This is a genomic window from Stenotrophomonas sp. YJH_SMC_21, from assembly GCF_059369555.1.
Map to the genome: position 1 here is coordinate 1 of NZ_JCAFSU010000020.1, position 17,394 is coordinate 17,394.

Consider the following 17,394-nt stretch of genomic DNA (forward strand, 5'->3'; position numbering starts at 1 on the left):
GAGGCTGGGCTGGTGGAATACATCCAGTACTACAACCAGGAGCGCATCAAACCGAAACTGAAAGGTCTGAGCCCGGTAGAGTACCGGGAGCGGGCCCAATCGGCCGCCTGATCCCGTCCAAGTCTCGGGGGTCACTTCACCCTGGGGGCTTGGCCGCGGCATCCATGCCGCGGACACCCCGCCATCCGACACCACCCCACCTTCGACAGATTTCCGGTGACGGCGAGATGCATCAGGGGTCAGATCCGTTTCCTCCGGGAAACGGATCTGACCCCTTCCATGTTCATGGAGGCCCATGAAGTGCATCCACGCATGGCGTGGATCTACACAAGCATGACGCCGGGGCGGCCCGGACTCAGCCGTTGGCCATCCACTTCAGGATCAGGCCAGTGACATAGGCCAGCCCGGTGCCGGTGGCGTAGCCCACCGTGCCCAGCAGCACGCCCACCGGAGCCAGCGTCGGATGGAACGCCGCAGCCACCACGGGGGCCGAAGCGGCTGCGCCGATGTTGCCCTGCGAACCGATCGCGAAGAAGAACAGCGGCGCGCGCAGCAGCTTGGCCACCACCCACAGCACCAGCACATGCGTGGCCATCCAGATCGCGCCGAGCAGGAACAGCCACGGCCGGTCCAGCAGCGACAGCAGGTTCATCTGCATGCCGATGCAGGCGATCAGGAAGTACAGGAACACCGTGCCCAGCCGCGAAGCGCCTGCGGCTTCCAGCCGGCGCGCACGAGTGAAGCTCAGGCCCAGGCCCATCGCTGTCGACAGCAGGATCACCCACACGAACTGGCTGTCCAGGCTGAACTGGCTAGCCCAGCTGACATTGGTCTTGAACCAGCCCGCCAGCGGCGCGGCGATGGCATGGGCCAGGCCGACGCCGCCCAGTGCCACGCCGACGATCACCATCAGGTCGGTCATGCTGGGAATGCGCGCGTTCTGCGCCTCGTAGGCGCTGATACGCGCCTTCATCTCGTCGATGGCACGGGTATCGGCACCGTTGCGGGTATCGATCTGCTGCGCGCGGTTGGCCAGGAACAGCAGGATGGCCATCCACAGGCTGGCGCAGGCCACGTCGACCACCGCGAACTGGCCGAAGGTGGTGGCATCGGTGCCGAACACTTCACGCATGGCCACCATGTTGGCGCCGCCGCCGATCCAGCTGCCGGCCAGCGCCGCCATGCCGGCCCAGGTATCACCGGCCACGGTTTCGGGGTGGATCAGCTTCATCAGCTGGAACGAGACGATGGCGCCGAGCATGATGCCGGCGGTACCGGCGCAGAACACGATCAGCAGTTTCGGGCCGAGCTTGGCAATACCCTTGAGGTCGATCGACAGGGTCAGCAGGACCAGCGCGGCCGGCAGCAGCACGTCACGCGCGACCGGGTTGTACAGCGAGGTGTTGTGGCCGTCGATGACACCGGCGGTGTTGTAGATGGCGGGGACGAAGTAGCACAGCAGCAGCGCCGGCACCCAGGCGAAGATCTTCTTCAACAACGGGGTCGGGCCACTGGCGGCCCAGAAGATCAGGGCCAGGGTGGCGGCAATCAGGCCCAGGCCAACGATGTCGTTGCTGATCAGGGCAGTAGCGGGTTCGGTCGGCATGGGATCCTCTGTCGATCGAAAGAGCGGGAAAAAAAAGCGCCGCATGAAGCGGCGCACGCCGAGATTAACATTGTCTTCACGCCGGGTCATGCTGCAGTGCCGGCTGCCCTTTCCCGGAGCCACTCCCATGCAGCTCGGCGCCTTCTCCGTCAGCCTCTCGGTCAGGGACCTGGCGGCCTCCCGCAGCTTCTACGAAGCACTGGGCTTCTCGGTGACCGGCGGCGAGCCGGCGCAGAACTGGCTGGTGATGCGCAACAACGGCGTCATCATCGGCCTGTTCCAGGGCATGTTCGAGGGCAACCTGCTCACCTTCAACCCGGGCTGGGACCAGCACAAGCAGGAACTGCCCCACTTCCAGGATGTGCGTGAACTGCAGGCGGAACTGGATGCGAAGGGCATTGAACTGACGGTGCGTATCGACCCTCATGGGCGGGGCACCGGCTACCTGCAGTTGGCCGATCCCGACGGCAATGTGATCCTGATCGACCAGCACGTGGCGCGGCCGAACGGCCGGTAATGCGAACGGACATTGCGTGGGCAGGCGTCGACCTTGGTCGACGGGCAGCATGCCAACCAAGGTTGGCATCTACCAGGACGGCCGGTTCAGGCCGGACGTGAAGCGCTGAAATCGAGCGTGGCGCGCGTGCCACGCGGCTCGCAGGGCTGCAGCTGCAGGGTCCAGCCAAGGTGCTCGCAGAGCCGGGCGATCAGGTCCAGGCCGATGCCGCCGCCACGGTCGGCGCGCTCGCCGCGGGCCATCCGCGCGTGGATCGCCGCAATCTCCTCCGGGCTCATGCCATGTCCCGGGTCCTGCAGGGTCAGCACCGCCGACGAGCTCAGGCGCAACTCAATGTGGCCACGCCCGCTGTTCTCGATGGCATTGCGCAGCAGGTTGCCGATCGCGGCCTGCACGACGGCCAGCGGCGCGACAATATCCACCGGGGCCGCCTGGATGCCGATGCTCAGGTCCTTGTCACCGAGCAGGTGGCGATGGTCGTCGACGATTTCCGGCAGCAGCTGGTCCAGGGCGATGCGCTCGGCGCGCGCGGCCAGGCGCGCCGGGTCACGCGCCAGCACCAGCAGCAGTTCGATCAGCTGCTCCACGCTCTGCGCGGTGCGCAGCACGCGTTGCATCTGCTGGCGCGCGCGCTCGGGCAGGCCCGGCTGTTCCAGTGCCAGCTCTGCGGCACCGGTCATCACCGCAATCGGCGTACGCAGCTCGTGGCTGGCGGTGCTGATGAACACCCGCTCGCGTTCGACAAACTGCTCGTTGCGGTCCAGATAGTCGTTCAGTGCATCGGCAATGGTGTGCAGCTCGGAGCTGCCGCGCGGGTCGACCTCGATGCGCTGGCCCTCGACGCCCGGCCGCAGCGCGGCGATGTGCTGCGCCAGCAGGCTCAACGGGCGCACCATGCGTTCCATGCCGAACGACGCCATCAGCACGGTGACGAAGATCATGATCACCCCGGCCAGCATCACCCAGCGCGTGGCGAACTGTTCCAGGTCATGGAAGTCGGAAATGTCCAGCGCCAGCGCCACCCGCCCCATCGAGCCGGTGTCACGCACCATCACCGCAGTCTGCCGCCCGTTGATTGGCACCCCGTCATGCAGCCCCGGGTGCAGCAGGCGCACGCTTTCCGGCATGTTGCCTTCATCGAAGCGGAACAGGCTGAGCGTGTCCGAGTCCTGCCAGCGATAGTGCGGCTCGTGCTCGGTGTGCTCGACGATGCTGTCCAGTTCGGAATTGAGCAGCGCGCGCCAGGCAGCGTGCTCCGCATGTTCATGCACGTAGTTGCCGACGCTGAACACCGCGATCGACAGCAGCGCCAGATAGCCCAGCAACCACCACACCACGCGCCGGTACAACGGCCCCGGCTTACTCGCCTTCATCATCATCCTTGCCGGCATCGCTGGGCGTGGTCACGGCCAAGCGGTAACCCACCCGCGGCAGGGTATGGATCAGCTTCTCGGCGAACGGTCCGTCCACACTGCGGCGCAGCTCGTAGACATGCGAACGCAGCAGGTCGCCATCCGGTGGTTCGTCGCCCCACAGAGCGAATTCCAGCTGCTGGCGGGTCACCGCGCCGGGGCTGGCGCGCATGAGCACTTCCAGCAGCTTGCGGCAGGCCGGGTACAGGTGCAGCACCTGGGTGCCGCGCTGGGCTTCCAGGGTGGCCAGATCCAGCACCAGATCGCCCACCTGCAGGCGCTTGCGCGGGTTGCGGCCCTGCGCACGCAGCAGCAGCGCTTCCAGCCGCACCTCCAGCTCCGGGAGTGCGAACGGCTTGGTCAGGTAGTCGTCGGCACCGGCGCGGAAGCCGGCAATCTTGTCCGGCAGCTCGTCACGCGCGGTCAGCATGATCACCGGCACTTCCGATGCATGCTCGGCGCGCAGCCGGCGCAGCACCTCCGGGCCCTCCATGCGCGGCAGCATCCAGTCCAGGATGACGGCGTCATACGGATGGCTCCCGGCCAGGTGCAGTCCGGTGATGCCATCCGGCGCCACGTCGAGCACGTGCCCGCGCGACTCGAAATAGTCGAACAGGTTGGCCACCAGCTGGCGGTTGTCCTCGATCACCAACAGACGCATGCACGAAACATCCACGGAAGTTCGTACCATGGTAGCGCCGCACATGTCGGAATGCGGTCGCCCCGGCGCCGCTCTGACGCTTTTCCCACCCCTGCCACCTCAGAATGGCCGTTTTGCTCCCGGAGCCTGCCGTGCCCGTAGCCCTGCCCCGCCGTTGGCGCCTGCCCCTGTTGTGGCTGCTGATCATTGCTGCGCTGGCAGCGGGGATCGGCCTTCGGCAGCCGCAGCCGCCGGACGAGCCGCGCTTCGTGCTGGCGGCCCGGACCATGGTCGAGAGCGGGCAATGGCTGCTGCCGCACCGTGGCGTGGAACTGTATGCGGAGAAGCCACCCGTCTTCATGTGGCTGCAGGCCGCCGCCTACGAGATCGTCGGCAGCTGGCAGTGGTCCTTCCTGCTGCCGTCGTTGCTGGGCGCCCTGCTCAGCCTGTGGCTGGTGTCGGACCTGGCGCGGCGGCTGTGGTCGCCACGACATTCCATCTACGCCCTCGCTGCGCTGTTCTGCACCCTGCAGTTCGGGCTGATGGCCAAGCGTGCGCAGATCGACATGGTGCTGGTGGGCATGACCACCGTGGCCCTCTGGGGCCTGATGCGTCATCTGTGTGAACGCCGCAACCTGCCCGCCCTGTGGCTGGCCGGCTTCGCCGCAGGCGTCGGCACGGTGACCAAGGGCGTGGGGTTCCTGCCGCTGCTGATGGTGCTGCCCTGGTTCGGCTGGTGGCTGTACCAGCGCCGCCGCGGACGCACGGTGGAAGGTCCGCATCCGGCAACCCTGCTCTGGCTGATCCCGGCCTTCCTGCTGGGTGTCGGGGTGTGGCTGGCGCCGCTGGGCTGGGCCCTGCTGCACACGCCCAGTGCCGAACTGCAGGCTTATGCGCACGAGCTGCTGTTCAAGCAGACCGGCACCCGTTATGCCAATGCGTGGCACCACCGGCAGCCCGCCTGGTATTACCTGCAGGTGATCCTTACCCTGTGGCTGCCGGGCAGCCTGCTGCTGCCGATGCTGTTCAAGCCCTGGTGGCGCCGTATCCGCCGTGGCGACCGCCGCCAGTGGCTGCTGCTGGGCTGGGCCGTGCTGGTACTGGTGTTCTTCAGCGCCAGCCCGGGCAAGCGCGAGGTGTATCTGTTGCCGATGCTGCCGGCGATGGCACTGGCGGTGGCGCCGCTGCTGCCCGGCCTGCTGCGCCGCCTGTGCGTGCGCCGCTACCTGTTCGGCTACAGCGTGGTGCTGATGCTGGCCACTGGCACGCTGGGCGTGATGCTGCTGACCGAACACGCTTGGGCGGTGGCCCAGCTGGAACGCCGCGCCATGCCCGATACCCTGCTGCCGGTGCTGGGCGATGGCCTGCTGACCTTCGCCATCGCGCTGGCCACGCTGATCGTGTGGTTGCGGGTGCGCCGCGCGGCGACGCTGGTGCTGCTGACCCACGGCATGCTGTGGATGCTCTACGGCCTGGTACTGATCCCGGCGCTGGATCCCTATGCATCGGCGTCAGCGCTGATGCGCCGGGTCGGCGCGCGGATCGGACCGGATGCCGAACTGGCGCTGGTGGCCTGGCGCGAGCAGAACCTGCTGCAGGCCGACCGCCCGGTACGCGAATTCGGCTTCAAGCGGCCCTGGGCAGAGCAATGGCATGACGCCGGCCCTTGGCTCGCTGAGGCGCCGGACAAGCGCTGGCTGCTGGTGCTGGACGATGCGATGAGCCCCTGCGTGGATCCGGCCAAAGTGATCGACATCGGTGTTGCCAACAGGAATCGTTGGCAACTGCTTCCCGGTACCGCATGGAACCCGGAGTGCCACGCCGAGCGGACAGGATCGACCGCCGAAGAAGACTGAACGTTGACACGTGCCGGACGAACATTAACCCGGCACGAACGAGCATCCGACCCTTCTCCGACATCCAGGTGACGAGCATGACTGCGGATTCCCGAACCGCCCCTTCCCAGCATGCCCGTCCGTCCCCTTGATTCGGTAGCGCCGCTTGCGACATCACCACTGGCGTCTCGATTTGCCGTAACTCACCTCTGGCTGCCTGTCGCAATCGGTCTGCCATTGTTTACGCTGCTGATGCACTTCGGCGGCGATCAATGGGTGGCCGATCACCTGTTCCGTCTTGAAGGCAGCCACTGGGCGCTGCAGGACGCCTGGATCACCCGCAGCGTCGTGCACAAGGCCGGCAAATGGTTGAGCACGGCGGCGGCGCTGGTCGTGATCCTGCTGTGCTTCCACCACTGGCGTAAGGGTCGCGATCGCACCCTGCAATGGGCGCTGCTTTATGTCGTGATTGCCATGGCACTGGGCACCGGCGTGATCTCCCTGCTGAAGTCGCTGGTGCCGATGGAATGCCCGTGGGACCTGCTGCGCTACGGTGGCCACCAGCCTTTCATCGGTCTGTTCACCCTGCGCCCGGAAGGCATGCCAGCACAGGCCTGCTTCCCGGCAGGCCACGCCAGCGCAGGCTATGCGTGGCTCTGCCTGTACTTCTTCGCGTTGCTGTGGCGGCCGTCCTGGCGCTGGACCGGGCTCTGGATCGGCCTCGGCACCGGCCTGGTGTTCGGGATCAGCCAGCAGTTGCGGGGCGCCCATTTCCTTTCGCATGACATTGCCAGCGCGTTGATATGTTGGCTGCTTTCGTTGGGCCTGTATGTTCTGATCCACCGTCAGCTGGACCGTCCCCACCGCCAGGAGGCAAACGCATGAGTGCATCGGTCCAACGCCCCGCCCGCCTCCCCGCCCTTGCGGGTCTTCGCAACTGGCGGCCGCAGCTCTCCACGGAAGCACTGATCGCGCTGACCAGCCTGTTCTTCGCGGTGGCCGGCAACGGCCTGTTCTGGCACAGCGCGATGGCGAGCCATCCGGGCAGCCTGCGTTACGCGCTTTCGCTGCTGCTGTTGCTGCTGGGTGCGCACGGCGTGCTGCTGGGCATCCTGGTCTGGCGCTGGAATGCCAAAGTGGTAATCAGCCTGTTGCTGCTGGTGACGGCGTTCGCTGCGCACTACATGAGCCGCTACCACATCTATCTGGATGCGGACATGCTGCGCAACGTGCTGGCGACCGACCCCAAGGAGAGCCGCGAGCTGATGACCGTATCGCTGCTGTGGCCGGTGCTGCTGCTGGCCGTACTGCCGATGGTGGTGCTGTGGCGCGTGCAGCTGCGCCGACGCAGTTGGGGCCGCAGCCTGCTGTGGCGACTCGGCTTCCTGGTCGTGGCGGCGACGACCGCAGTTGGCGGTGCGCTGATCTCGTTCCAGGATGTCTCGGCGCTGATGCGCAACCAGCGCGAAGTACGCTATCTCGCCACCCCGGCCAACGTGCTGCTCGGTATGCCGCGCGCGCTGCGTGGCGACAACCCGGTGCAGCGCGCGCCGAAGCTGCCGATCGGCACCGACGCCAAGGCCACGCCACGCGCCCCGGTCAGCAAGCCGCGCCTGCTGGTGATCGTCATGGGCGAAACCGTGCGCGCGCAGAACTGGGGGCTCAACGGTGGCCGCAGCACCACCCCGGAGTTGGCCCAGGCACCGGTGATCAACTTCCCCGACATGCACTCCTGCGGCACCAGCACCGAAGTATCGCTGCCGTGCCTGTTCTCGCCGTGGGGACGCCACGACTACGATGAAAAGAAGATCCGCGCACACCAGTCGCTGCTGCACGTGCTGAACCGCGCCGGCATCGCGCCGTTGTGGCGTGACAACCAGTCCGGCTGCAAGGGCGTCTGCGAAGGGCTGGAGTTCCAGTCGCTGTCCGATGCGACCACGCCGGGGCTGTGCGCCGATGGCCGCTGCATGGACGAGATCCTGCTGCAGGACCTGGCCACCCAGGTGCGTGCCAAGCCCGGCGACCGCGTGGTGGTGCTGCACCAGCTGGGCAACCACGGCCCGGCCTACTTCGAGCGTTACCCGGCAGCCTTCGCGCGCTTCAAGCCAACCTGCGACACCCGTGACATCGGCCGTTGCTCTCGCGAAGAGATCACCAACAGCTATGACAACGCGGTGTTGTACACCGATCATTTCCTGAGCAAGACCATCGGCACCCTGCAGGGCATGCAGGATTACGACACGGCGATGATCTACCTGTCCGACCATGGTGAATCGCTGGGCGAGAAGGGCCTGTTCCTGCATGGCGTGCCGTATGCGATCGCTCCGGCCGAGCAGACCCGCGTACCGATGACGATGTGGTTCTCGCCGGGCTTCGCCAGCAGCCGTGGGTTGGACCTGCAGTGCGTGCGCAAGCGTTCGGCGGCGTATACCGACCACGACAACCTGTTCCCGTCGGTGCTGGGCCTGATGCAGGTGAAGACCTCGCTGTACGAGCGCGATCGCGACCTGTTCGCCAACTGCGAAGGTTGAGGGTTGTTCGGCAGGGCTTGCAGCCCTGCACCTGCGGTAGTGCCGGCCGCTGGCCGGCAGCCTCGACAGCAACAGCAACAGCAACAGCAAAAGCAAAAGCAAAAGCAAAAGCTGGCATTCCGTGGATTGGCGGGGTGGGTCCGGTTGCGGGGGACGCTGCAAGTACGTCCATGTAAGCTCGGTCGCCGCATCCATGCGGCTCACGCCCCCGCAACCGGACCCACCCCGCCTTCGACAGATTTCCGCGATCTGTTGGAACGACCTTGGGGTCGGATCCGTTTTCCTGAGGAAAACGGATCCGACCCCATTTTGATTTTCGATACCTGACAGATGTGTCGACCAAGGTCGACACCCACCAACGGCCGCCGCGATCTGTCAGAGGTGGGGCGGTGTGGGCTTGCAGGACCGTTGGCGCCATGGATGGCGCCATCGAGCCCCCATGGATGGGTTTACGGCGTGTCCTGCAAGCCCACACCGCCCCGCCATCCCACGGATAGCCCGCTTCTGCTGTTGCTTTGGCCGTTGCCGTTGCTTCTGCGGGTGCAGGGCGCAGCCCTGCCGAACCCTACCGACTTCCGCCACTTGCGGTCGCAGCCACTGCCCACTAGCCTTCGGCCGTCGTTCACCACCCAAGGACCGCCCGTGAAACACCGTCATCTCCTGCTGGCCTCGGCAATCGCCGCCGCCACGCTGGCCCTGGCCGCCTGCAAGAAGGAAGCTGCCCCAGGCACCGATACCGCCAGCAGCAGCGCCCCGGCCGGCGAAACCGCCGACCAGTTCGTGGCCCGCATCAATGCCGAATTCAAGGCCGCCTACCCGGAGATGACCTCGGCGCAGTGGCTGTCTTCCACCTACATCAACAGTGATTCCGAACGCATCGCGGCCAAGGCCAACGAGCGCTCGCTGACCCAGCTCAACAGCTGGATCGAGCAGGCCGCCAAGTTCGATGGCAAGCCGATGAGCGAGGACAGCAAGCGCGCGATCCACCTGCTGAAACTGATGTCCTCGATGCCGGCGCCGCGCGATCCGGCCAAGCTGGCCGAGCTGACCCAGATCGCCACCCGCATGGAAGGCAGCTACGGCGCTGGCAAGTACTGCACCGACGCCAACGATCCGAACTCCTGCCGCCAGCTGGGCGAGCTGGAACAGGTACTGGCGCGCAGCCGCGACTACGACAAGCAGCTTGACGCCTGGCAGGGCTGGCACAGCACCACCAAGAGCATGCGCGGCGACTACCAGAAGTTCGTCGGCCTGGTGAACGAAGGCGCCAAGGGCATGGGCTTCACCGATGCCGGCCAGATGTGGCGCAGCGGCTACGACATGCCGCCGGAGCAGATCGGCCCGGAAACCGACCGCCTGTGGGAACAGGTCAAGCCGATGTACGAGCAGCTGCACTGCTACGCGCGCGGCAAGCTGGACAAGACCTATGGCAAGGACAAGGCCGAAGTAGGCAATGGCCTGATCGCCGCGCACCTGCTGGGCAACATGTGGCAGCAGGACTGGTCGAACCTGTGGGACCAGCTGGAACCGTACCCGGGCGCCGGCAGCCTGGACATCACCGCGGCGCTGGAAAAGCAGTACCAGACCAACCTGAGCGCGGCGCTGGCCAAGGCCGGCAAGGATGCCAACGTGGCCGCGCAGTACAAGGCGCAGCGCGAGGCCGAACTGCGTACCGCCAAGCAGATGACCGAGCGCGCGCAGGACTTCTACGTGTCGCTGGGCATGCCGTCGCTGCCGCAGTCCTACTGGGAAAAGACCCAGTTCATCAAGCCTGACGACCGCGACGTGGTCTGCCACGCCAGTGCCTGGGACATGAACATGGAAGGCGACGTGCGCACCAAGATGTGCATCAAGCCGAACGAAGAGAACTTCACCACCATCTACCATGAGCTGGGCCACATCTATTACGACCTGGCCTACAACCCGCTGCCGCCGCTGTTCCAGGGCGGTGCCAACGATGGCTTCCATGAAGCGATCGGCGACACCATCGTGCTGGCGATGACGCCCAAGTACCTCAGCTCGATCGGCCTGGTCGATGCGCCGACCGAAAGCCGCGAGGCGGTCATCAACAACCAGATGCGCATGGCGCTGTCAGGCGTGTCGTTCCTGCCGTTCGGGCTGATGATCGACCGCTGGCGCTGGGGCGTGTTCGATGGCTCGATCACTGCCGACAACTACAACAAGGCGTGGTGGGACCTGAAGGCCAAGTACCAGGGCGTGGCGCCGGCCAGCACCCGTGGCGAAGAGTTCTTCGATCCGGGCGCGAAGTACCACGTGCCGGGCAACACTCCGTACACCCGCTACTTCCTGGCGCGCATCCTGCAGTTCCAGTTCTACAAGGGCCTGTGCGACGCGTCCGGCTACAAGGGCCCGCTGCATGAGTGCACCTTCTACGGCAACAAGGAAGCCGGCCAGAAGTACTGGGCGATGCTGAGCAAGGGTGCCAGCCAGCCGTGGCAGGCCACGCTGAAGGAGCTGACCGGTACCGACAAGCTCGATGCCGGCCCGATGATCGAGTACTTCACCCCGGTCAACGAGTGGCTGAAGCAGCAGAACGAAGGCCAGATGTGCGGCTGGCAGGCCAACGCGGCCCCGGCGGCGAAATGAAAAAAGGGGCGGGTCCGAAAGGATCCGCCCCTTTCCGGTAGTGCCGGCCGCCGGCCGGCAACTGCACGGTGGAAATCCGTCTGGCAGCCAGCCAGCGGCCGGCTCTACCGCAACAGCGGTCAGCTGTTCTTCTTCGCGGCCATCGCTGCGGCCAGCTCGGCCTTGAATTCCTCGAAGGTCTGGCCCTTCTCCCTGGCTTCGGCCTGTGCGGCATCGCGCAGCGCGTCGGAGTACATCAGGCGCACCGGCGTGCCATTGCGTTCGTGCAGCTCACCGGCCTGCATGATCAGCGCCAGCACCTGTGCGGCGCTTTCGCTGTGGCCGGCAATGCGGCCATCCATGCCCAGCACCCATTCGCCGTCGCGGCGCACGACACCGGCCAGCAGGGTGCGCTGTGCATCGCGCAGTTCCGCATGCGGCTCCACCGGCGAGGCCTGCGCGGCGGCCTTGTTGGCGGCCTGCTTTTCCTGGCGACGGCGCTGGTCGCGGCGGGTCTTGGAGCTGGTGGACATGGTGCGGTACCGCTGCGAAGGGGGGCGCAAGGATAGCGCACCCCGCCCGCAGCACCGCTTCACACCCCTCAGTCCAGCACTTTGCCGTGCCGCCAGTAGCCCATGAAGGTGATCGCGCGGCGGTCCAGCCCGCAGTCGCGCACCAGATGGCGACGGATCGCCATCACCGCCCCCGCCTCGCCCGCCACCCAGGCGTACAGCGGCCCGGTCACCCGGGTATCGGCCTGCTCCCAGAGGATCTGCGTATCGACGTCGATCTCCTCCAGCGCATCCCCGGCAGTCACGCCCGAGGTCGCTGCCAACCGCGCCTGGACCGCCTGCAGCAACCGCTGTCCGTAGGCGGCCTGCCCGCGCGGCAGCCAGACCAGCTCGGCGCTGGAGGGCGCCCTCAGGTGCACCGCATCACCGGCCTGCGCCACCTCCAGCAGCGCCAGCGTGCGCGGTGGGTCGACCATGGCCGCCAGCTCCTCGAGGATGCCGGCCACCGCAGGCAACGCGGTTTCATCGGCCACCAGCAGCACCTGGCCGACACCGGCCGGTGGCTTCCACTCCCAGCCCTCGCTGCTCCCGGCACAGTCGGCGTCCGGGGCCAGCAGCACCACGCGGTCGCCAGGGCGGGCGTGCATGGCCCAGCGCGAGGCGGGGCCGGTTTCGCCATGGATGACGAAATCGACGTCGACCTCGCCCTGCTCGGCGCGCAACTGGCGGATGGTGTAGGTACGCATCGGCGGGCGCTTGTCGTCCGGCAGGGCCCGGTAGCGTGGGTACCAGTCTTCACCGCTGGGGACCTGCGGCACCTCCTGGCCGGGCAAGGGGAAGAACACCTTGATGCGCTGGTCAGGGCCTTCGGTCTTCATCCGCGCCACGTCGGCACCGGTGAACACCATGCGGTCCAGGGAAGGGGAAAGAACGCGGCGCTCCTTCAGCGCCACCTCGAACAGGCGGTAGGTCTGCTGCGCAGCCATGGGGAACCTCATGCAACGACATCGGATTGGCTGGCTGTCGTGCATCCACGCACCGGCTGGCTGGAGTGCCCAGCCTAGTCCGGTCGTTCCTCTTCGCAAGCGTTGCGGGCAAAGCGGCCGGCCCTACCCCTGCGCGCTGCTCAATGGCCCGTGCAGGCCGCCTGTGCCGCGCGTTCACGCTGGTGTTCCCAGTACCAGAACACGAAGCCGGCGGCGAAGAACGCGGCCTGCCCCAGCGCCAGGTGCAGCGGGCTGGCGCTGAGCAGCGGCGACACCACGCCGGCCACCACCGTGCTGATCATCAGCTGCACGAAGGCCTGCAGCGACGAGGCCAGGCCGCGCTGATGCGGGTACATGTCCAGCACCGCCAGCGCCAGGATCGGGAAGATCAATGCCATGCCCATGCCGCCCAGGAAGATCGGCAGCACCGCCCACGGCAGCACGAACTGCGGCGACAGCGCCACGTAGCCGACATTCAGCAGCACCGACAGCGCACACAGGCCGAAACCAATGGACACCTGGCGGGTGGGCGTGGTGTGCCCGGCCATGCGCCCGGACAGGAACGAGCCGGTGGTCATGCCGCCGATGGTGGGGATGAACAGCCAGGCAAAACCACCCTCGCCCAGATGCAGGTGCTGCATCACGAACACCGGCGCCGAGGAGATGTACAGGAAAATGCCGCCGAAACCGATGCTGCCGGCCAGCGCCAGGCGCAGGAACCGCGGGTTGAAACCGATGCGCACGTAATCACGCAGCAGCACGCGCGGTGACAACGGCACCCGTGCCTCCACCGGATGGGTTTCCGGCAGGTAGCGTGCGGTGGCCGCCAGCAGGAGCAGCGCAAACATCACCAGGAACCAGAAAATCAGTGGCCAGCCGGCGCCACTGAGCAGGATCCAGCCGCCGATGATCGGTGCGATGGCCGGAGCGATGCCGAACAGCATCGATACCTGGCTCATCAGGCGCTGCGCGTCGTGTCCGTGGTACAGGTCGCGGATCACCGCGCGGCCGACGATCATGCCGACGCCCGCTGACAGGCCCTGCAGCGCGCGGAACGCCAGCAGCGTGGTCAGGTCGGTGGACAGCGCGCAGCCGACCGAAGCGCCGACGAACACCACCAGGCCACCGAGAATCACCCGCTTGCGGCCCCAGGCGTCGGACAGCGGGCCGTGCGCAAGGCTCATCAGGCCGTAGAACAGCAGGTACACGCTGATGGTCTGCTGCACCGCCACCTCGTCCACAGCCAGGCGCTGGGCCAGCTGCGGGAACGCCGGGAAGATGGTGTCGATCGAGAACGGACCGAACATGGCCAGGCCGGCGAGCAGCAGGGCCATGCGGCGGGTGGAGGGAGCAACAGCGGCGGTCATGGGAAAGGCGTCCGGCAGGGCCATGCGCGGCACGCACGGCGGGCGCCGGTCCCCTGCAGCAGGGACGGCGCCAGATGAATTCGGGTATCCGCCCATCATAGGTGGGGATTGCGCCTGATGCCATGCAGCAGTGCACAAAACGCACGGACGGGCCATCGGCCATTCAGGCGCGGCCTCCAGGACCGAAGGCGGCCGCCGCGCCCGCAACGGGCTATAATCGGCGGGCAACACGGTGGGAGAAGCGGAATACCGCTGCCGAAGGCGCAACGCCCGTAATCGCTCAGGCCCGATACCACCCGTAACACAACTCTGGAGAGACCGGTTCGATCCGGCGCCGAAGGGGCACGAAGCTGCGGTCCGCCGCGCTTTTAAACTCTCAGGCAAAAGGACAGAGGGGCGCCCCGCAGACCGCCGACCGGCGGCTTGTGCCCGTGCGTGTGCCCTTTCCTGACGGATCCTTCGCCATGTCCCAGAACACCCCTTCCCTGCGTGAGCTCGAGCACCACAACGCGTTCGTCGAGCGCCACATCGGCCCCAACGACGCCGAGATCGCGCAGATGCTCGACGTCGTCGGCCACGCGTCGCTGGATGCGATGACCGACGCCATCGTGCCGGCCAAGATCAAGTCGCCGGCACCGCTGGCACTGCCGGAGTCGATGACCGAAGTGCAGGCACTGGCGAAGATCCGTGCGATCGCCGACAAGAACACCGTGCTGCGCAGCTTCATCGGCCAGGGTTACTACGGTACCCACACGCCGAACGTGATCCTGCGCAACATCCTGGAAAACCCGGCGTGGTACACCGCCTACACCCCGTACCAGGCGGAAATCTCGCAGGGCCGCATGGAAGCGCTGATCAACTTCCAGACCCTGTGCGCCGACCTGACCGGCATGGAAATCGCCAACGCCTCGCTGCTGGACGAAGCCACCGCCGCCGCCGAAGCGATGACCCTGGCCAAGCGTTCGGCCAAGTCGAAGTCGGACACCTTCTTCGTGCACGACGCCGTGCACCCGCAGACCCTGGAACTGCTGCGTACCCGCGCCGAGCCCATGGGCATCGTGCTGCGCGTCGGCACCCCGGCCGAAGCGCTGGAAGCAGAAGCCTTCGGCCTGCTGCTGCAGTATCCGGACACCTTCGGCCAGGTCGGCGACTACAAGGCGCTGGTCGATGCCGTGCACGCACGCGGCGGCCTGGTGGCCGTGGCCACCGACCTGCTGGCCCTGACCCTGCTGGCTGCCCCGGGCGAATGGGGCGCGGACATCGTGGTCGGCAACAGCCAGCGTTTCGGCGTGCCGTTCGGCTTCGGTGGCCCGCACGCCGCCTTCATGGCCTGCCGTGACGCCTACAAGCGCTCGATGCCAGGCCGCCTGATCGGCGTTTCGATCGATGCCCAGGGCAACCCGGCCTACCGCCTGACCCTGCAGACCCGCGAACAGCACATCCGCCGCGAGAAGGCCACCTCCAACATCTGTACCGCGCAGGTGCTGCTGGCGGTGATGGCCTCGATGTACGCCGTTTACCACGGCCCGGAAGGCCTGACCCGCATTGCCCGCCGCACCCATCGACTGGCCTCGATCCTGGCCGCAGCGCTGCGCAATGCCGGCGTGCAGGTCGGTGGCGACTTCTTCGACACCCTGCACGTCACCGGCGTGCATGCCGATGAAATCCATGCCAAGGCACGCGCCGCCGGTTACAACCTGCGCGCGATCGACAGCGACTCGGTCGGCATCAGTCTGGACGAGACCACCACCCGCGCCGACATCGTCGCCGTGGCTGCGGTGTTCGGTGCCTCGCTGGACGTCGACGCGCTGGATGCCAGCACCGCCGACGCGCTGCCGGCCGGCCTGCTGCGCCAGTCCGCGTTCCTGACCCACCCGGTGTTCAACACCCACCACAGCGAGCACGAACTGCTGCGTTACCTGCGTTCGCTGGCCGACAAGGACCTGGCGATGGACCGCACGATGATCCCGCTGGGTTCGTGCACCATGAAGCTCAACGCCACCGCCGAGATGATCCCGGTGACCTGGCCGGAGTTCTCGCAGATCCACCCGCTGGTGCCGGCCGACCAGGCGCTGGGCTACAAGGAACTGATCGACACGCTGGAAGCGATGCTGGTCGAATGCACCGGCTACGACGCGGTCAGCCTGCAGCCGAACTCCGGCGCACAGGGCGAGTACGCCGGCCTGCTGGCGATCCGCGCCTACCACCGCTCGCGCGGCGAAGGCCACCGCGACATCTGCCTGATCCCGGATTCGGCGCACGGCACCAACCCGGCCTCGGCGCAGATGTGCGGCATGAAGGTGGTGGTCACCAAGACCGATGCCAACGGCAACGTCGATGTGGAAGACATCCGCCTCAACGCCGAGAAGTACAGCGACCGCCTGGCCGCGATCATGATGACCTACCCGTCCACGCACGGCGTGTTCGAGGAAGAGGTGGTCGAGATCTGCGAGATCATCCACCAGCACGGCGGCCAGGTGTACACCGACGGCGCCAACATGAACGCCCTGGTCGGCGTGGCCAAGCCCGGCAAATGGGGTTCGGACGTTTCGCACCTGAACCTGCACAAGACCTTCTGCATCCCGCACGGCGGCGGCGGCCCGGGCGTCGGCCCGTGCGCGGTCAAGGAGCACCTGGCCCCGTTCCTGCCGGGCAAGCTGGGTGACAACGGCCCGGTCGGCATGGTCAGCGCCGCCAGCTTCGGCAGCGCCTCGATCCTGCCGATCAGCTGGATGTACATCGCGATGATGGGCCGCGAAGGCCTGCGCAAGGCCACCCAGGTCGCGCAGCTCAACGCCAACTACATCGCCAAGCGCCTGGCCCCGCACTTCAAGACCCTGTACACCGGCCGCAACGGCCTGGTGGCACACGAGTGCATCCTCGACGTACGCCCGCTGGAGAAGACCAGCGGCATCGGCGCCGAGGACGTCGCCAAGCGCCTGATCGACTTCGGCTTCCACGCCCCGACCCTGAGCTTCCCGGTGGCCGGCACGCTGATGGTCGAACCGACCGAGAGCGAATCGCTGCACGAGCTGGACCGCTTCATCGACGCGATGATCCAGATCCGCGAGGAGATCACCGCGATCGAAGACGGCCGCCTGGACCGCGAGGACAACCCGCTGAAGAACGCGCCGCACACCGCCACCGCGGTGACCGCCAGCGAGTGGACCCACGCCTACCCGCGCGAACTGGCTGCCTTCCCGCTGGCCAGCCTGAAGCAGAGCAAGTACTGGCCGCCGGTGGCACGCGTCGACAACGTGTACGGCGACAAAAACGTGATGTGTGCCTGCATCCCGGTCGATGCCTACAAGGATGATGAAGTCGAGGCTTGATTCCTCGCGGTATCGGTAAAGAGAACGGCCCGCGCAAGCGGGCCGTTTTCATGAGGGCGGGTGGACCAGG

Annotated in this window: 13 protein-coding genes and 1 riboswitch; of the genes, 7 read left to right on the forward strand and 6 right to left on the reverse strand. The window is 66.8% G+C overall.

Going from position 1 to position 17,394, the window contains the following annotated elements:
• A partial coding sequence (locus AC5P67_RS18505) for an IS3 family transposase (RefSeq protein ID WP_495213687.1) occupies nucleotides 1–111 on the forward strand: 111 nt, incomplete at its 5' end.
• Between the two features lie 244 nt (nucleotides 112–355).
• On the opposite strand, the gene AC5P67_RS18510 is transcribed toward AC5P67_RS18505, so the two are convergent.
• Nucleotides 356–1,606 (reverse strand): DUF819 family protein, encoded by a 1,251-nt coding sequence (locus AC5P67_RS18510; RefSeq protein ID WP_012480981.1) that lies wholly within the window; start codon nucleotides 1,604–1,606, stop codon nucleotides 356–358.
• Nucleotides 1,607–1,733: 127 nt separating this feature from the next.
• On the opposite strand from AC5P67_RS18510, the gene AC5P67_RS18515 reads away from it, so the two are divergent.
• Nucleotides 1,734–2,123 (forward strand): VOC family protein, encoded by a 390-nt coding sequence (locus AC5P67_RS18515; protein ID WP_062607893.1) that lies wholly within the window; start codon nucleotides 1,734–1,736, stop codon nucleotides 2,121–2,123.
• Nucleotides 2,124–2,209: 86 nt separating this feature from the next.
• On the opposite strand, the gene AC5P67_RS18520 is transcribed toward AC5P67_RS18515, so the two are convergent.
• Together AC5P67_RS18520 and AC5P67_RS18525 are read right to left on the reverse strand one after the other, a co-directional pair.
• On the reverse strand, nucleotides 2,210–3,496 hold the full coding sequence (locus AC5P67_RS18520; RefSeq protein WP_111118569.1) for a sensor histidine kinase: 1,287 nt from the start codon (nucleotides 3,494–3,496) through the stop codon (nucleotides 2,210–2,212).
• Nucleotides 3,483–4,196: a response regulator transcription factor gene (locus AC5P67_RS18525; RefSeq protein ID WP_005410617.1), complete on the reverse strand. Its 714-nt coding sequence runs from the start codon at nucleotides 4,194–4,196 to the stop codon at nucleotides 3,483–3,485. Before AC5P67_RS18525 ends, AC5P67_RS18520 begins: the two co-directional genes overlap by 14 nt.
• 131 nt (nucleotides 4,197–4,327) lie before the next feature.
• Between AC5P67_RS18525 and AC5P67_RS18530 the strand changes: the two genes are divergently transcribed.
• The 4 genes from AC5P67_RS18530 (at nucleotide 4,328) to AC5P67_RS18545 (ending at nucleotide 11,148) form a co-directional block, all read left to right on the forward strand.
• Nucleotides 4,328–6,031, forward strand: coding sequence for an ArnT family glycosyltransferase (locus AC5P67_RS18530; protein ID WP_005410618.1), 1,704 nt, complete (start codon nucleotides 4,328–4,330; stop codon nucleotides 6,029–6,031).
• A 111-nt stretch (nucleotides 6,032–6,142) separates the two neighbouring features.
• Nucleotides 6,143–6,895 carry a phosphatase PAP2 family protein gene (locus AC5P67_RS18535; RefSeq protein ID WP_495215066.1) on the forward strand — a complete coding sequence of 251 codons (753 nt, stop codon included), beginning with the start codon at nucleotides 6,143–6,145 and terminating at the stop codon, nucleotides 6,893–6,895.
• Complete coding sequence (locus tag AC5P67_RS18540) at nucleotides 6,892–8,541, forward strand: phosphoethanolamine transferase (RefSeq protein WP_133050363.1); 1,650 nt, start codon at nucleotides 6,892–6,894, stop codon at nucleotides 8,539–8,541. Before AC5P67_RS18535 ends, AC5P67_RS18540 begins: the two co-directional genes overlap by 4 nt.
• A gap of 642 nt (nucleotides 8,542–9,183) precedes the next feature.
• On the forward strand, nucleotides 9,184–11,148 hold the full coding sequence (locus AC5P67_RS18545; RefSeq protein ID WP_005410621.1) for a M2 family metallopeptidase: 1,965 nt from the start codon (nucleotides 9,184–9,186) through the stop codon (nucleotides 11,146–11,148).
• Between the two features lie 119 nt (nucleotides 11,149–11,267).
• On the opposite strand, the gene AC5P67_RS18550 is transcribed toward AC5P67_RS18545, so the two are convergent.
• From AC5P67_RS18550 to AC5P67_RS18560, 3 genes are all read right to left on the reverse strand, one after another.
• Nucleotides 11,268–11,660, reverse strand: coding sequence for a hypothetical protein (locus AC5P67_RS18550; RefSeq protein WP_005410623.1), 393 nt, complete (start codon nucleotides 11,658–11,660; stop codon nucleotides 11,268–11,270).
• Between the two features lie 68 nt (nucleotides 11,661–11,728).
• Complete coding sequence (locus AC5P67_RS18555; RefSeq protein WP_088436294.1) at nucleotides 11,729–12,625, reverse strand: siderophore-interacting protein; 897 nt, start codon at nucleotides 12,623–12,625, stop codon at nucleotides 11,729–11,731.
• Between the two features lie 140 nt (nucleotides 12,626–12,765).
• Nucleotides 12,766–13,992, reverse strand: a complete 1,227-nt coding sequence (locus AC5P67_RS18560; RefSeq protein WP_024956946.1) for a multidrug effflux MFS transporter — start codon at nucleotides 13,990–13,992, stop codon at nucleotides 12,766–12,768.
• A gap of 299 nt (nucleotides 13,993–14,291) precedes the next feature.
• Nucleotides 14,292–14,394: riboswitch (glycine riboswitch) on the forward strand.
• Between the two features lie 62 nt (nucleotides 14,395–14,456).
• Here AC5P67_RS18560 and gcvP point away from each other — a divergent pair.
• Nucleotides 14,457–17,324, forward strand: a complete 2,868-nt coding sequence (gene gcvP / locus AC5P67_RS18565; protein ID WP_024956945.1) for an aminomethyl-transferring glycine dehydrogenase — start codon at nucleotides 14,457–14,459, stop codon at nucleotides 17,322–17,324.
• Nucleotides 17,325–17,394: the final 70 nt, after the last annotated feature.

Bases quoted from the DNA above. Each gene is read 5' to 3' on its own strand.
- AC5P67_RS18510 (WP_012480981.1), bottom strand. From the start codon at position 1,606: ATGCCGACCGAACCCGCTACTGCCCTGATCAGCAACGACATCGTTGGC.
- AC5P67_RS18515 (WP_062607893.1), top strand. From the start codon at position 1,734: ATGCAGCTCGGCGCCTTCTCCGTCAGCCTCTCGGTCAGGGACCTGGCG.
- AC5P67_RS18520 (WP_111118569.1), bottom strand. From the start codon at position 3,496: ATGAAGGCGAGTAAGCCGGGGCCGTTGTACCGGCGCGTGGTGTGGTGG.
- AC5P67_RS18525 (WP_005410617.1), bottom strand. From the start codon at position 4,196: ATGCGTCTGTTGGTGATCGAGGACAACCGCCAGCTGGTGGCCAACCTG.
- AC5P67_RS18535 (WP_495215066.1), top strand. From the start codon at position 6,143: ATGCCCGTCCGTCCCCTTGATTCGGTAGCGCCGCTTGCGACATCACCA.
- AC5P67_RS18540 (WP_133050363.1), top strand. From the start codon at position 6,892: ATGAGTGCATCGGTCCAACGCCCCGCCCGCCTCCCCGCCCTTGCGGGT.
- AC5P67_RS18550 (WP_005410623.1), bottom strand. From the start codon at position 11,660: ATGTCCACCAGCTCCAAGACCCGCCGCGACCAGCGCCGTCGCCAGGAA.
- AC5P67_RS18555 (WP_088436294.1), bottom strand. From the start codon at position 12,625: ATGGCTGCGCAGCAGACCTACCGCCTGTTCGAGGTGGCGCTGAAGGAG.
- AC5P67_RS18560 (WP_024956946.1), bottom strand. From the start codon at position 13,992: ATGACCGCCGCTGTTGCTCCCTCCACCCGCCGCATGGCCCTGCTGCTC.
- gcvP (WP_024956945.1), top strand. From the start codon at position 14,457: ATGTCCCAGAACACCCCTTCCCTGCGTGAGCTCGAGCACCACAACGCG.